We start from the raw sequence: 14947 nt of genomic DNA, 5'->3' as shown, positions 1-14947 counted from the left end.
CTGAGAGTTACGTTTGAGCCTGCTGCGCCCCGACGAAGTGGCGCAGCACTTCCGCACGGAGAAAGAAGGTCACCCCCTTGTACCGTCGAATCCTCACAGTCGCCGGCGTGCTGGCGCTGTCCGTCCCCGCCACTGCGGCGTTCGCCGCCACCCCACCAGACGACCCGTCGAGCCGTTTCGAAGCCGCTGCCGTCAACGGCGCGGTCGAGATCCAGCGCTCGCCGATGAACCTCACCGCCGACGGCGATGTGACCGTCATCGTCGAACTCGCCGATGACCCGGTCGCCGTCGTGCAGTCGCAGTCCGGGCGCAAGCTCAACGAGGACGAGCGGAACAAGATCAAGGGCAAGCTGAAGAAGGCCCAGGACGCCATCACGGGCTCGATCACCGGCAAGGGCGGCACGATCGACGCGCAGATGCAGTCCGCGTACAACGGCATCCAGGTGACGCTGCCGGTGGACGCGGTGGATGACGTGGCCAAGCTGCCCGGCGTCGTCGGCGTGCACGAGGCCCGCACCTACGAGCTCGACAACGCCGTGTCGGTGCCGTACCTCGGCGTGCCGCAGGTCTGGCAGGACACCGGCTACACCGGCAAGGGCATCAAGGTCGGCATCATCGACACCGGTGTCGACTACACGCACGCCAACTTCGGCGGTCCGGGCACGGTGGGCGCGTACAACGCGAACCACAAGAAGGAGACGAAGGCGGCCCCCGGCGGACTCTTCGGCCCGAACGCCCCGCGCGTGAAGGGCGGCATCGACCTCGTCGGCGACGCGTACGACGCGAACGACCCGAACAGCGTCCCCAAGCCCGACCCCAACCCGCTCGACTGCAACGGGCACGGCAGCCACGTCGCCGGCACCACCGCGGGCAGCGGTGTCACGTCGGCCGGCGAGTACTACACCGGTCCGTACAACGCCGCCACGGCGTCGCAGTCGTGGCGCATCGGCCCCGGCGTCGCGCCTCAGGCCGACATCTACGCGATCCGCGTCTTCGGCTGCGAGGGGTCGACGAACGTCGTCGTCGAGGCCATCGACTGGGCCGTCGACCACGACCTCGACGTCATCAACATGTCGCTCGGCTCGTCGTTCGGCCGTGCCGACGACGCAGACGCCGTCGCCGCGTCGAACGCGGTCGCGGCGGGTGTCGTCGTGGTCACGTCGGCCGGCAACAGCGGCCCGAACCCGTACCTCGTCGGCTCGCCCTCGACCGGTGAGGGCGTCATCTCGACGGCCGCCGTCGACAGCACCGCGAGCTTCCCGGGTGCGAACGTTGCGTTCTCGAACGGCACCTCGCTCGGCGCGATCAACGCCAACGGCGCGAACCTCGCCGGCCTCCCCGCCATGAAGACGGTGATCGTGAAGGATGCCGCCGGCAACGTGTCGCTGGGCTGCTCGACCGCCGACTTCACCGCCGCGGGCATCGTGCCCGGCGGCAACCAGCTCGCCGTGGTCGCCCGCGGCACGTGCGCGCGGGCGGCGAAGCCGATCTTCGGCCAGCAGGCCGGCGCGGCCGCGGTGCTGATGATCAACAACGCCGCCGACTACCCGCCGTTCGAGGGGCCGATCACGTCCAACCCCGACGACGGCACACCGTACACGGTCACGATCCCGTTCCTCGGCGTGCGCGCCGGTGACGCCGCCACGGTCAAGAACGCCGCGGGCACCGACGCCACCATCACGGCGGCTCCGCTGCAGAACCCCGGGTTCAAGGGCTACGCGAGCTTCTCGTCGAGCGGTCCCCGCTCGGGCGACAGCGCGGTGGGCGTGGACGTCGCGGCACCGGGTGTGTCGATCGTCTCCACCGGCGTCGGCACGGGCAACGCCGCGGCGACCATCTCGGGCACGTCGATGGCGTCGCCGCACGTCGCGGGCGTCGCCGTCCTCGCGGTGCAGGCGCACCCCGACTGGACGCCCGCCGACGTCGCCTCGGCGATCGTCTCGACGGCCGACCCCGACAAGGTCGCGGGCCAGAACCTCGTCCGCGGCGGCGTCGGCCTCGTCGACCCCGCTCAGGTGGTCGGCACGCAGGTGACGGCGGCCGGCGACGAGTACACGACCGATGGCGGCGCCAAGGCGCTGCAGTCGACGCTGAGCTTCGGCTTCGTCGAGTCGGCGCAGGCGTACTCCGGCTCGAAGACGGTGACGCTGACGAACCACGGCGACGCTCCCGTCACCTACCAGGTGTCGTCGGCCGCGACCGCGCAGTCGCTGACCGCGCACATCACGCTCGGAAAGTCCTCGGTCACCGTGCCGGCGCACGGCACCGCCACGGTGACGGTGCAGCTCGACGCGTCCGCGGCCGATGTGCCGTCGTCGCTCTCGGGCGGCTTCGCGTTCACCGAGTTCTCGGGTGACGTCGTGTTCACGGCGGCCTCGTCGACGCTGCGCGTGCCGTACCTGCTGGTGCCGCGCGCGACCACCAACGTCGCGGCGACCGCCGGCGCGTGGGACACCTCGGTCGACGGCGAGAACACGGTCGAGCTGACCAACGCGGGCGGCGCGCTCGCCGGTGCGGCCGACTTCTACACCTGGGGCCTGCAGGACCCGCAGGACGTGGACGCGTCGATCGACTCGGGCTATGACGTCCGCGCGGTCGGTGTGCAGTCGTTCCCGGTCAGCGCGAGCGACCAGCTCCTGGTGTTCGCGGTGAGCACGCACCAGCGGTGGTCGAACGCCGCCAACAGCGAGTTCGACGTCGTGATCGACACCAACGCCGACGGCAAGGCGGACTACGTCGTGTTCGCGACCGACGGCGGACTGGTGTCGACCGGCGACGTGAACGGCCGCAGCCAGGTCTTCGTGACCAACCTCGCGACCGGCAAGTCGGTCTCGCGGTTCCTGGCGCAGGCGCCGACCGACAGCAGCACGCTGCTGATGCCGGTCTACGCCAGCGACCTCGGGCTGACTGCCGCGGCGGGTGCATTCGAGTACTCGGCCGCCGGCTACTCGATCATCACGAGTGCCGCCGACGAGGTCGAGGGCAGCGCGTTCTACAACCCGTGGGCCCCGGCTCTCGAGAACGGGCAGTACGCCGAGGTGGCGCCGAACGGCACGGCGTCCGCGACCGTCGCGATCAACGCCGCCCAGGTCGCCGCACAGCACCCGCTCGGCGTGATGGTCGTCGCGACCGACAACGCCGCGGGCGCAGGTGAGGCGTTGCTGCTGCCGCTGCAGTAACGGTTCCAGCACGAAGGGGGCGTCCTCCGGGGCGCCCCCTTTCGCGCGCTCAGCGCTCGCAGAGGCGCGGCGAGTCGCTGCGTCCGAACCGGTAGTCGTAGCTCGTGCCGTCGACGTCGACGATCACCCGCATGCCGTCGACCACCGCTTGGGTGTACGAGTTCCCGGGCTGGGGGCATCCCAGCGCCCCGCTGTTCCATGTGACGGCGACGGCCGACACGAGCACCGGAGTTCCGGTGACCCCGCGTGCCGCGAGGTCCGCGACGATCGCGTCCCAGCGTGCCTGCGAGACGTCCGCGGGAGCGCCCGTCGTCGTCTCGTCCGTCGGGGCCGGGGTCACCCGCTCGAAGGGCGGGCGGGATGCTGTGGGCTCGGACGACGACTCGGGCACGGTTCCTCCTGCGGCGCATGCGGTCAGCGGCAGGAGCGCGATGACGATGATCGCCGCTCGTACCGCCTTCATGATCCGCCTCCGCCGTTGTGCTCCAGGGTACGTCTCGAGCGCGCGGGGAGCACCCGCTCGGCTATACGCGCCGGCGACGACGCGTGAGTCGCACGGCCGGCAGCGGCGGCGCCGGGATGCGCTCGTCGCCGTGATCGACGACATGGCCGAAGCGGGGGCTGTCGGACTCCCAGGCCTCTCGGGCCTCGACGATCTCTTCGTGGCTGCGGCCGACGAAGTTCCACCACATCACGATGTCGTCCTCGAACGGCTCGCCGCCGAGCAGGAACACGGTCGCGCCGCTCGCGCTGGTCACCTCGACCGAGGTGCGGTGCAGGCCGAGGTAGAGCAGGTGCGCGGTGTCGAGCCCGATCGGGGCGGCGTCGGCCTCGCCGCCGGGGACGATGACCTCGCCGTGCACGGCGACCAGGGCGTGCTCCCAGTCCGGGTTCAGCGGCACCCGCACCGTCGACCCGGGCGGGATGCGCAGCTCCGCCCCGACGATCGGCGTGTACACCGTCGCCGGCGACGTGACGCCGCCCAGCTCGCCGAGCACGACGGTGGCCTCACCGGGCGCGCCCGCCGTGGCATCCAAGACCAGCGACGGCAGCACCGCGTGCTGCTCGAAGGCCGGCGCGCCGTGACGGCGGGACTCGGGCAGGGCGACCCACAGCTGCAGGGCGTCGAGGGGCGTGGCCTCCTCGCCGACCGAGTACTCGGAATGGGCGATGCCCGCGCCGCTCGTCATCAGGTTCAGCGCGCCCCGGCGCACGACCACATCGCTGCCGACGGTGTCGCGGTGCCGCACCTCGCCGAGGTACGGCCAGGTGACGGTCTGCAGGCCGATGTGCGGATGCGGCTCGACGCGCATGCGGGTCTCTTGCGGACCGAAGCGGTCGAGGAAGCACCACGCGCCCACGAGGGGCAGGTCGCGCTGCGGGAGCGAACGATGCACCGACATGGCCCTGACGCCGCCGAGCGGCACCTCCCGGGCTTCGAGCAGCAGTGCGCGCGGACCGTCGCACTCGACCGACGTCTCGACGTCGACGGTGTCGGAGCTTCCTAGGCGGGTCATGTCGGAGCCGATCAGCCGACGCGCGAGGGCCAGTGCACGTCCAGGCCGGGGACCTCGTGCTCCTGCAGGTACTTCACGACCACGGGGCACAGCGGCACGACGGTCTCGCCGCGGCGGGCTTCGTCGGCCATCGCCTCCGCCACGACGATCTGTGCGAGGCCGCGGCCACGGAAGGCCGGGTCCACCTCGGTGTGGGGGAACCGCAGGCGTCCGCGCGCGTCGGGCGTGAACTCCGTGAACCCGGCGAGCACGTCGCCCACCCACACCTCGTAGCGTCCGGCGTCGTCGTTGCGTTGGACCGTGATCTCGTCGGTCGTGGTGTCGTTCTCGGTGGCAGTCATGGCATCCCTTCGACGTCTGGTCCAACGTACTTTCGCGCGCATGGATTCCGCCACCCGCCCGACCCCTGGCGGCGCGGGCCCCGGGGGTCTATCGTCGGCCCCGTCTGCGGCATCCGGTCCGCGGGCCGATTCATGGGGGAATCGTTCGGTCCGTTCAGGGATTCGAGGGGAATCATGAAACGACGCGTTCTCGCTGCGCTCGCGGCACTCGCACTCGGCGCCGGGATGCTCGCCGCCGGCGGGGCAGGTCCGGCCTCGGCGGCGTCTTCACCGCCTGTCGCCAAGTACGTGGCGCTGGGCGACTCGATCGCGGCGGGGCAGGGCGGCGGCGCCCCGCTGGACGCCTGCGCCCGCACGGGCGGGGGGTACGCCGCGCAGCTCGATCAGGCGCCCAAGTTCAACCTGCTGCGCAACGCGGCATGCACGGGCGCGAAGATCGCCGATGTGCAGTCGCAGCTGTCGCAGCTGAACCGCGGCACGACGGTGGTGACCCTCACGGTCGGCGCGAACGACCTCGGGCTCGACCAGATCTATGCGGCGTGCGCCGCGGCTGCCGCCGGCGGACCGACGATGCCGTGTGCGGTGGCCATCAACACCGCGCTCGGTGCGGCACCGGGTCTGCCCGCGCCGCTCGGCTCGCTGATCGGCGACATCGCACAGCGCGCACCGAACGCGTCCATCGTGGTGACGGGCTATCCGCACCTGCTCACGCCGTTGCCCTTCGGTCAGGGCGTCGACGATCTCGCCGCGCTCGTCCAGGCGGTGAACGACGCCACCGACGCGCTCAACGCGGCCATCCAGACCGCCGTCGCGACGGCGGGTGCGCAGGGTGCGGACGTCGCCTACGCGGACGTCGTCGCAGCGTTCGCGGCCCACGGCGTGCAGCTGCTGCCGGGCGTCCCGAGCGACCCGTGGTTCGGCACCGACCCGGTGAACGACCCGGCCGGCTTCCTGCACCCGAACCTCGCGGGGTACACGGCGTACACGCAGGTCATCCTGGCGGCCCTGGGACGCTGAGCCCTGTCGGAAGGGATGCCGGGCGCCCGGCATCCCTTCCGTCGTGGTCGGTAGCCTGGCGGCATGCCCGGCTCCGTCGTCATCGTCACCGGCCCTCCGGGTGCCGGCAAGTCCACGACCGCCGCCGCGCTGGCTGCGACGCTCACGCGCAGCGTGCACCTGCGCACCGACGACTTCTGGGCGTACATCGTGTCGGGTGGCGTCGCGCCGTACCGGCCCGAGGCGGATGTCCAGAACCACACCGTCGTCGAGGCGATCGCGCGTGCCGCGTTCGCCTACGCCGACGGCGGGTTCGACGTCGTCGTGGACGGCGTGGTCGGCCCCTGGATGCTGGATCACTACCGCCGCGCGGCGTCGCGCCACCCCGACGCGGCGCTGCACTACGTCGTGCTGCGCCCGGGACGGCAGCAGACCCTCGCCCGCGCACAGGCGCGTTCGGCACCGGACGCGCTGGTCGACGAGGGGCCGATCCTGTCGCTGTGGGACCAGTTCGCCGACCCCGGCGGACTCGAAGGCCATGTCCTCGACACAACCGCGCACACCCCGGCCGACACGCTCGGGGCGGTGAGCGCCGCCGTGCGCGGTGGCCGGTTCCGTCTGCGGATCGGGGGATAGCCGGATGCCGCGACCTGGCAGACTCGAGCGGTGACGCTACTCGACACCATCGCCGCGGCTGCGGAGGCGTCGGGCGCACCCGCCGCGACTCCCGACGCGGATTCGCTGTACGACGCGTTCGTGGAGTGGGCGGGCGAGCAGGGCTTCTCGCTGTACGCCGCGCAGGACGAGGCGGTCATCGAGATCGTGTCGGGATCGCACGTGATCCTGTCGACGCCGACCGGGACGGGCAAGTCGCTCGTCGCCGTGGCCGCGCACGCCGCCGCGGTCGCCACGGGCGGCCGCACCTATTACACGGCGCCGATCAAAGCGCTCGTGAGCGAGAAGTTCTTCGCACTGGTCGACATCTTCGGCGCCGCGAACGTGGGCATGGTCACGGGCGACTCGTCGGTGAACCCCGACGCCCCCATCGTGTGCTGCACCGCCGAGATCCTCGCGAACCTCGCGCTGCGGCAGGGGGCCGACGCCGCGGTCGACCAGGTCGTGATGGACGAGTTCCACTACTACGGCGACCCCGAGCGCGGCTGGGCGTGGCAGGTGCCGCTGCTGCTCCTGCCGCGGGCGCAGTTCGTCCTGATGTCGGCGACGCTCGGCGACGTCACCACGATCGCCGACGACCTCGAACGCCGCACCGGCCGCACGGTCACCCGCATCACCGGCGTCGAGCGTCCGGTGCCGCTGCACTTCTCGTACGCCCGCACGCCCGTGCACGAGACGATCGAAGAGCTGCTGCAGACCGGCGAGGCGCCGGTCTACATCGTGCACTTCTCGCAGGCCGCGGCGATGGAGCGCGCGCAGGCGCTGTCGTCGATCCGCATCGTGAGCCGGGAGCAGCGCGACGCGATCGCCGAGGCCATCGGCGGCTTCCGCTTCACGACCGCCTTCGGCCGCACTCTCTCGCGGTACGTGCGGGCGGGGATCGGCGTGCATCACGCCGGCATGCTGCCGCGCTACCGCCGGCTCGTCGAGACGCTCGCGCAGCGCGGACTGCTGAGGGTCATCTGCGGCACCGACACCCTCGGCGTGGGCATCAACGTGCCGATCCGCACCGTCATGATCACGGCGCTGTCGAAGTTCGACGGCACGAAGATGCGGCAGCTGTCGGCGCGCGAGTTCCACCAGATCTCGGGCCGCGCCGGCCGCGCCGGGTACGACACGTCGGGCACGGTCGTCGTGATGGCGCCGGAGTGGGAGATCGAGAACGAGGCCGCACTGCGCAAGGCCGGCGACGACCCCGCGAAGCGCAAGAAGATCGTGCGCAAGAAGGCACCCACCGGCGTCGTCAACTGGGGCATCGGGTCGTTCGAGCGCCTGGTCGAGGCCGAGCCCGAGCCGCTCGTGCCGCAGCTGCAGCTCACCGCCGCGATGCTCATCAACGTGATCGCGCGCGGCGGCGACGTGTTCGCGAACGTGCGGAGCCTGGTCTTCGACAACCATGAGCCCCGTGCCCGGCGGTACGAGCTCGCGCGTCGCGCGATCGCGATCTTCCGCACCCTGGTCGCCGCAGAGGTGGTCGAGATCGACCGGACGGATGCCGCGGCCCCCGGCATCCGACTGACCGTCGATCTGCAGCCCAACTTCGCCCTCAATCAGCCGCTGTCGCCGTTCGCGCTCGCCGCGATCGAGCTGCTCGACCCGGACGACGCCGCGGGGGCGGCCGGCACCGGCCACTACGCGCTCGACGTCGTGAGCGTCATCGAGGCCACGCTCGACGACCCCCGGCCGATCCTCGCGCAGCAGGAGTTCAAGGCGCGCGGCGAGGCGGTCGCCGCGATGAAGGCCGACGGCATCGAGTACGACGAGCGCATGGCGCTGCTGGAGCAGGTGACCTACCCGAAGCCGCTCGAGGAGCTGCTCACCCAGGCCTACGAGGTGTTCGCGTCGAGCCAGCCGTGGGTGCGGGACTTCGAGCTGTCGCCCAAGTCGGTCGTGCGCGACATGTTCGAGCGCGCGCTGTCGTTCTCGGAGCTCGTCTCCCTGTACCAGCTCGCCCGCAGCGAGGGTCTCGTGCTGCGGTACCTGTCAGACGCCTATCGCGCGATCCGCCAGACCGTGCCGGCCGAGGCGCAGACCGAGGACCTGCACGACCTGGTCGCGTGGCTCGGCGAGGTCGTGCGTCAGGTGGACTCGAGTCTCGTCGACGAGTGGGAGGCCCTGGTCAACCCGGTCGACGACCCGTCGGCGCCGGTCGTGCCGCCCGCGCCGCCGTCGGTGCTGACCAAACGCCCCGCGTTCGGCGTGCTGGTGCGCAACGAGCTGTTCCGCCGGGTGCAGCTGGCGGCGCTGCAGCGCGACGACGAGCTCGTCGAACTCGACCCCGACGTCGACTGGCCCGCCGTGCTCGACGCGTACTTCGACGAGCACGACGAGATCCTCACCGGCGGACCGGCTCGCTCGCCGCGGCTCGTGACGGTCGACGAATCGGATGCCGCCGGCGGCACCTGGCGGGTCGAGCAGACGATCGACGATCCGGCGGGCGACCACGACTGGCGCATCCGCGGCATCATCGACCTCGCCGCCTCGGAAGAGGCGGGCACCGCCGTGCTGCGGGTGACGGAGGTCGTGCGGCTGTAGCCCCGGTTCGGTCGAACCGACGGGCCTGATCGCACGGTTCGGCCTCGGCAGAAGTGGAACGACGTGATCGAGCCCGCCCGTTCGACGCACGAGCGGCCCGCGGGAGTCACCACGCCAGGCGCATGCCGCCGTCGGTCGACAGCACCTGGCCGACGACCCACGCGCCGGCATCCGTCGACAGCCACGCGATGAGCCGCGCCGGGTCGGCGGGTTCGCCGAAGCGGCCGAACGGGGTCTCGCGCACGAACGCCTGGATCTCTTCGAGCGGCCGGTCGGCGGTCTCGGGGTCGAGGTACCCCGTGTTCACCGGGCCCGGGTCGATCGTGTTGAGGATGATCCCGAGGTCGAGCAGCTCCGCGGCGACGGTGGGCGTCGCGCCCGCGAGCGCCGCCTTGCTCGCGACGTACGCGACCTCGCCCCGCATCGGCCCGTGGATCTGCCCCGAGGTCATCCAGAACACGCGGCCGGTCGGCTCGGCGAACGGTCCGGTACGGCCGATGCGTTCTCCCGGCTGACGCCCGGGATCCACCGCGGGCGCGTGCAGCGCCGCGAACGCCCGCGTCAGCAGCAGCGTCGAGCGCGCGTTCGTCTGCCAATGGGCGTCGAGCCGCTCGGCCGTCATGTCGAGGATCGACCCGTCGTCGCCCGACAGCGCCTGGTTGCACACCAGGATGTCGAGGCGCCCGGTGAGCGCCTGCGCCGCCGTGATCACGCGGGGGATGGATGCCGCATCCCGCAGGTCCGCGGCGAGGTCGCCGAACCGCGCGCCCGGCGCGAGCTCCGCACGCAGCGCGTCGCGGACGGCGTCGAGGTCGTCGGTGCCCCACGGCTGGCCGGCGTCGTGGGGCGCGTAGTGGTGGATGAAGACGTCGGCGCCGAGCCGGGCGTACTCCGACGCGACGGCGAAGCCGATGCCCCGCCGGCGGGAGACGCCGGTGACGAGGGCGGTCTTGCCGCGCAGCGGCAGGGAGGTCTGGGTGTGCATGCGTGTGCCTTCCACGGGCGCCGGGACCCGGCATCCCTTCTTCGTTTCGATGAGGACGAAGTCACAGGCATTGCATGAGCACGACCATAGCGGATGATGGCCGTATGCCGACCTACGTGGCCTTCCTGCGGGCGATCAACCTCGGAGCGAACCGAAAGTTCGCGAAGGACGACATCAAGCGGGTCGTCGAGGCGGCCGGGTTCACCGACGTCGAGACGCACATCAACACCGGCAACGTGCGGTTCACGACGCCGATGCGCTCGCGGGCGAAGATCGAGAAGAAGCTCGAGGACGCCTTCGCCGAGGATCGCGGGTTCGACGTGCCGACGATCGTGTTCACGACCGCCGAGGTCTCGGCGATCGCGGCGGAGGCGGCGGAGCTGGCGGAGGAGCATCCGGAGCTGGCGCGCCACTACATCTACCTCTTGAAGGACGAGCTGCCCGCCGCGACCGCGGCCCAGGTCGAGGGGCTCGCGAGCGTCTCCACGCCCTCTCCAGGCGCCGCTGACGCGTCGCCCGGAGCCTCGGGGCGCGTGGGCCCAGCGGGCCGCATGGTGGTCCGCGGCCGGGCCGCGCACGCGCTGCTGGGACCGGCGTACCAGGCTGGGCAGATCGATCCGCTCAATGCCGCGAAGCTGCTCGGCGTCGCGACCAACCGCAACCGCACGGTGATCGCCGCGATCGCCGAGAAGTGGTGCTGACCGGCTCCTCCCCAGCGGCTGCGTGCGGCGCGCATCGGCCGGGTTCCGCACCGGTGCGCGAGCGCCGGGGCGGGCGTCGGATGCCGCGGCTACCCTGGGACGGGTGACCATTCCGCAGGGCGACCCGTACGCCGATCTCGCGTGGGAGCCCGAGTTCGCGCCCCCGCCGGACGACTCGTGGGCGCCGCCCGAGGAGGGGTGGGCACCTCCGCCCGACCGCGGTGGATGGTCAGACGCGGGCGCCGGTGGGTTCGATCCGTTCGAGGGCGCCGGTCCGCGCCGCGACTTCACGGGCTCCGACCCCCGCACGGTGCTGCGCGAGGTGTACGGCTACGACGCCTTCCGCGGTGAGCAGGCCGCGATCGTCGAGCATGTCATCGCCGGTGGGGATGCCGTCGTGCTCATGCCGACCGGCGGCGGCAAGAGCGTCTGCTACCAGGTGCCCGCGCTCGCGCGCCCGGGCACGGGACTCGTCGTGAGCCCGCTCATCGCCCTCATGCACGACCAGGTGGACGCGCTCGTCGCCAACGGCGTGCGCGCCGCGTACCTGAACTCGACGCAGGCGCCGCCTGAGCGTGCGGCCGTCGAACGGGCGTACCTCGCCGGCGAGCTCGACCTGCTCTACGTCGCTCCCGAGCGCCTCAACACCGAGGCCACGCTGCGGTTCCTCGCGCGCGGCAGGCTCAGCGTCATCGCGATCGACGAAGCCCACTGCGTGTCGCAGTGGGGCCACGACTTCCGGCCCGACTACCTCGCACTCGGCGCGCTCGCCGAGCGGTTCCCCGGCGTGCCGCGCCTCGCGCTGACGGCCACGGCCACGCCGGCGACCCACCGCGAGATGACCGAGCGGCTGCACCTGCCGAACGCGCGGCACTTCGTGTCGAGCTTCGACCGGCCCAACATCCAGTACCGCATCGAGGCCAAGTCCGACCCGCGCCGCCAGCTCGTCGCGTTCATCCGGTCGCAGGGGTCGGGTGCGGCGGGCATCGTCTACGCCCTCAGCCGCAAATCGGTCGAGCAGACAGCCGAGTTCCTCTCGGCGCAGGGCGTCGACGCGCTGCCGTACCACGCGGGCCTGCCGGCCGAGACGTGTGCGGCGAACCAGTCCCGGTTCCTGCGCGAAGACGGCGTGGTGATGGTCGCGACGATCGCGTTCGGCATGGGAATCGACAAGCCCGATGTGCGCTTCGTCGCCCACATCGACCTGCCCAAGTCCGTCGAGGGCTACTACCAGGAGACCGGCCGTGCCGGCCGTGACGGCGAGGCATCGGTCGCGTGGATGGCGTACGGCCTCGGTGACGTCGTCCAGCAGCGCCGGCTCATCGACCAGTCGCCCGGCGACCGCTCCTTCAAGACACGGCTCGGCCAGCACCTCGACGCCATGCTGGCCCTGTGCGAGACGGTGGGATGCCGCCGCCAGAACCTGCTGGCCTACTTCGGCGAGGCATCCGAGCCGTGCGGCAACTGCGACACGTGCCTCGAGGCGCCCGAGACCTGGGACGGCCTGATCCCGGCGCAGAAGCTGCTGTCGACGATCGTGCGGCTGCAGCGTGAGCGCAACCAGGCGTTCGGCGCCGGCCACCTGATCGACATCCTGCGGGGCTCGTCGACCGACCGCATCCGCCAGCAAGGCCATGACCAGCTGTCGACGTACGGTCTCGGCGCCGACCTCAGCGAGCAGGACTGGCGCAGCGTCATCCGGCAGCTGCTGGCTCGCGGCATCCTCGTCGCCCGCGGCGAGTACGGCACCCTCGCGCTCGGCGAACCCGCGGCGGGCGTGCTGCGCGGCGAGACGCCGGTGCCGCTACGCCGCGACGTCATGGGCCGCTCCGGCGGTGTCGCCCGCGTGCGCAAGTCGACCGCGCCCGAGACCCTCGACCCGGCGAACGCCGGCGTGTTCGAGGCGCTGCGCGCATGGCGCGCCGGCGTCGCGAATGAGCTCGGCGTGCCCGCCTACATCGTTTTCGGCGACGCGACGGTGCGGGCGCTCGCCGAACGCCGCCCCGAGAGCCTCGCCGACCTGGACGGCGTCTCGGGCATCGGCGCCAAGAAGCGCGAAGCCTACGGCGACGCCGTGCTCGAGGTGATCGCGGCCGCCTGACGTCGCCGTCGGCCCGGGCGTTCCGTCTCGCGAAGACCCGCCGCGACCGAGCGCCCGCGGCGGGACGTGCCGCTCAACGACCCCGCGGCAGCACGTCGTCGAGGTGCGCGGTCAACTGGGCCGCGACGTCGACCGACGACCGGTCGTACAGCCATTGGTACTGCAGGCCGTCCCAGAGCGCGGTGAGCCAGACCGCCTCGAACTCGGGGTCGCGGTGCGAGGGGAGGTCGCCGTCGGCCTGCGCCGCGCGGAACAGCGCGGCGAAGTGGTCGAGCACCCCGCGGAAGCGCTCCTGGAAGTACGCGTGCGCAGGATGGTCGGCCGGCAGCGCCTCGCACGACAGCACGGCGTACACCTCGATGAGGCCCGGGGCGGTGGCCGTGTTCTCGGCCGCACCGCGGGGGAGCGCCCGCAGCTCGTCGACTGCGCGTGAGGCCCGCACGTACGACCCGCGCGACTCGATGAGGCGGTCGCGCTCGCTGAGCACGGCGCTCAGCAGCTCCTCCTTCGAGCCGTAGTAGTGCAGCAGTGTCGACTTCGAGACCCCGACGCGCTCGGCGATGGCGCGCAGCGAGGTGTCGCCGTAGCCCTCGCGGGCGAACAGCGCGGTAGCCCCGTCGACGATCTTCGCCCGCCGTTCGCGGCCGATCCGGTACCCGACCTGCGCGGATGCCGTCTCTGCCGCGAACGTCCGCATCGGCGGCACCGCTGCCGGGTGCTCGGCGGGGTCCGGGTCGTCCGGGTCGCGCCAGCCCACAGGCATGGCCAGGCCCTGCTCGTACGTCTCGAGCGCGGTCACGACGTCGACGCGGTCGGGCAGGTACTGCTCCAGCAGCTGAAGCCCGTCCCAGGCGGCCGCGATGCGCACGGCCTCACCGGCCGGGTCGCGGTCCGACGCCACCGTGTCCTGCACGACGGCCTCTTCGACGGCATCCGTCGACAGTTCGCGCAGTTGTGCGTACCGGTGGCGCACGATCTCGTGGGCGGGGTGATGGGGACTGGATGCCTCGCCCGTGAGTGCGGCGAAGAGGGCCAGGTAGCCCGGCACCTCTTCGTTGCGCTGCGCGATGAGGCTGTATCCGAGCGTGCCCGGTTCGTCGGCGGCGAGCTGTTCGAGGAACGCGAACTCGTTGTCGCGTTCGAACGAGGCCACGACGGCGGCGAGTAGGGCGTCCTTGGTGGCGAAGTGCCGCAGCAGCCCGGGGTGGCTGATGCCGGCGGCGGCCGCGACGTCGCGCAGCGACGAGGCGCGGTACCCGCGGGTGACGAACAGCTCCTGCGCGGCGGCGACGATGACGGCGCGAGTGCGTTCGGCCTGCGCGCTGCGGGCCGTCGCCCCCGGAGAGATCGTCGTCACGGCCACAGTCTACCGAGGGCGATTACCGATCGGTCAGATTTCAGTTACCAAACGGTCAGGTTTCATGTATTCTCGTGAATCGACGCCCGGCGCTGGTGCCCGCGTCGCACCCGAGAAAGGACTCCGATGACAGAGCTGTCTTCCGCCGCGACGGCCGCGGCCGCCGGCACGACCGGCTTCAAGGCGCCCGGAACGACGCCCGACAAGACCCCGCGCGGTTATACGCCCGCCCTCGCCGGAGCGAACTTCGGCGTCTACCTCGCGCTGCTCACCCCGGTGCTGGTGTCGATGGCCTTCAAGGTGCAGCACATCACTGACACCACCGAAGAGGCGACGGCGCAGCTCGGCCTCATCATGGGCGTCGGCGCACTCTTCGCGCTCATCGCCAACCCGCTCGCCGGCCGGCTCTCGGACCGCACGACCTCGCGCTTCGGCATGCGCCGGCCGTGGATCCTCGGCGGCACGCTCGTCGGCCTCGGCGGCTTCGCCCTCATCGGCGTCGCGAACTCGGTCTGGGTCGTCCTGATCGCCTGGTGCCTCGTGCAGACCGCGATGAACGC

General features: G+C 71.9%; 12 protein-coding genes. 7 read left to right on the top strand and 5 right to left on the bottom strand.

Translation table 11 applies throughout. The features are described from left to right. Positions 1-107: 107 nt before the first annotated feature. The gene (locus ACTHNQ_RS04275; RefSeq protein ID WP_440331390.1) at positions 108-3179 is read left to right on the top strand and encodes a S8 family serine peptidase; all 3072 of its coding nucleotides are present in this window, start codon (positions 108-110) and stop codon (positions 3177-3179) included. 49 nt (positions 3180-3228) lie between these two features. Here the strand turns inward: ACTHNQ_RS04275 and ACTHNQ_RS04270 are convergent, their stop codons facing one another. From ACTHNQ_RS04270 to ACTHNQ_RS04260, 3 genes are all read right to left on the bottom strand, one after another. Further along, the gene (locus ACTHNQ_RS04270) at positions 3229-3642 is read right to left on the bottom strand and encodes a hypothetical protein (protein ID WP_440331388.1); all 414 of its coding nucleotides are present in this window, start codon (positions 3640-3642) and stop codon (positions 3229-3231) included. Positions 3643-3703: 61 nt separating this feature from the next. Further along, the gene (locus ACTHNQ_RS04265) at positions 3704-4696 is read right to left on the bottom strand and encodes a pirin family protein (RefSeq protein WP_440331386.1); all 993 of its coding nucleotides are present in this window, start codon (positions 4694-4696) and stop codon (positions 3704-3706) included. Between the two features lie 11 nt (positions 4697-4707). Next, on the bottom strand, positions 4708-5037 hold the full coding sequence (locus ACTHNQ_RS04260) for a GNAT family N-acetyltransferase (RefSeq protein WP_440331384.1): 330 nt from the start codon (positions 5035-5037) through the stop codon (positions 4708-4710). A 174-nt stretch (positions 5038-5211) separates the two neighbouring features. On the opposite strand from ACTHNQ_RS04260, the gene ACTHNQ_RS04255 reads away from it, so the two are divergent. From ACTHNQ_RS04255 to ACTHNQ_RS04245, 3 genes are all read left to right on the top strand, one after another. Further along, positions 5212-6054, top strand: a complete 843-nt coding sequence (locus ACTHNQ_RS04255) for an SGNH/GDSL hydrolase family protein (RefSeq protein ID WP_440331382.1) — start codon at positions 5212-5214, stop codon at positions 6052-6054. Positions 6055-6117: 63 nt separating this feature from the next. Continuing rightward, complete coding sequence (locus tag ACTHNQ_RS04250) at positions 6118-6669, top strand: AAA family ATPase (protein WP_440331381.1); 552 nt, start codon at positions 6118-6120, stop codon at positions 6667-6669. A 30-nt stretch (positions 6670-6699) separates the two neighbouring features. Then, positions 6700-9243 carry a DEAD/DEAH box helicase gene (locus ACTHNQ_RS04245; protein WP_440331379.1) on the top strand — a complete coding sequence of 848 codons (2544 nt, stop codon included), beginning with the start codon at positions 6700-6702 and terminating at the stop codon, positions 9241-9243. Between the two features lie 106 nt (positions 9244-9349). On the opposite strand, the gene ACTHNQ_RS04240 is transcribed toward ACTHNQ_RS04245, so the two are convergent. Beyond that, positions 9350-10228, bottom strand: coding sequence for an SDR family oxidoreductase (locus ACTHNQ_RS04240; protein ID WP_440331377.1), 879 nt, complete (start codon positions 10226-10228; stop codon positions 9350-9352). Between the two features lie 104 nt (positions 10229-10332). Here ACTHNQ_RS04240 and ACTHNQ_RS04235 point away from each other — a divergent pair, with 104 nt between their 5' ends. Beyond that, positions 10333-10929 (top strand): DUF1697 domain-containing protein, encoded by a 597-nt coding sequence (locus ACTHNQ_RS04235; RefSeq protein WP_440331376.1) that lies wholly within the window; start codon positions 10333-10335, stop codon positions 10927-10929. Between the two features lie 103 nt (positions 10930-11032). Next, positions 11033-13030, top strand: coding sequence for a DNA helicase RecQ (recQ, locus tag ACTHNQ_RS04230; RefSeq protein WP_440331374.1), 1998 nt, complete (start codon positions 11033-11035; stop codon positions 13028-13030). A gap of 73 nt (positions 13031-13103) precedes the next feature. Here recQ and ACTHNQ_RS04225 read toward each other — a convergent pair whose 3' ends face one another. After that, positions 13104-14387 (bottom strand): TetR/AcrR family transcriptional regulator, encoded by a 1284-nt coding sequence (locus ACTHNQ_RS04225; RefSeq protein ID WP_440331372.1) that lies wholly within the window; start codon positions 14385-14387, stop codon positions 13104-13106. Positions 14388-14513: 126 nt separating this feature from the next. On the opposite strand from ACTHNQ_RS04225, the gene ACTHNQ_RS04220 reads away from it, so the two are divergent. Further along, positions 14514-14947: MFS transporter (locus ACTHNQ_RS04220; protein ID WP_440331370.1), on the top strand; the 434-nt coding region annotated here is incomplete at its 3' end.

The organism is Microbacterium sp. (assembly GCF_051953575.1).
GTDB lineage: Bacteria > Actinomycetota > Actinomycetes > Actinomycetales > Microbacteriaceae > Microbacterium.
Note: the sequence above shows the minus strand (reverse complement) of the source record. Positions and strands in the feature narration are given on the sequence as shown.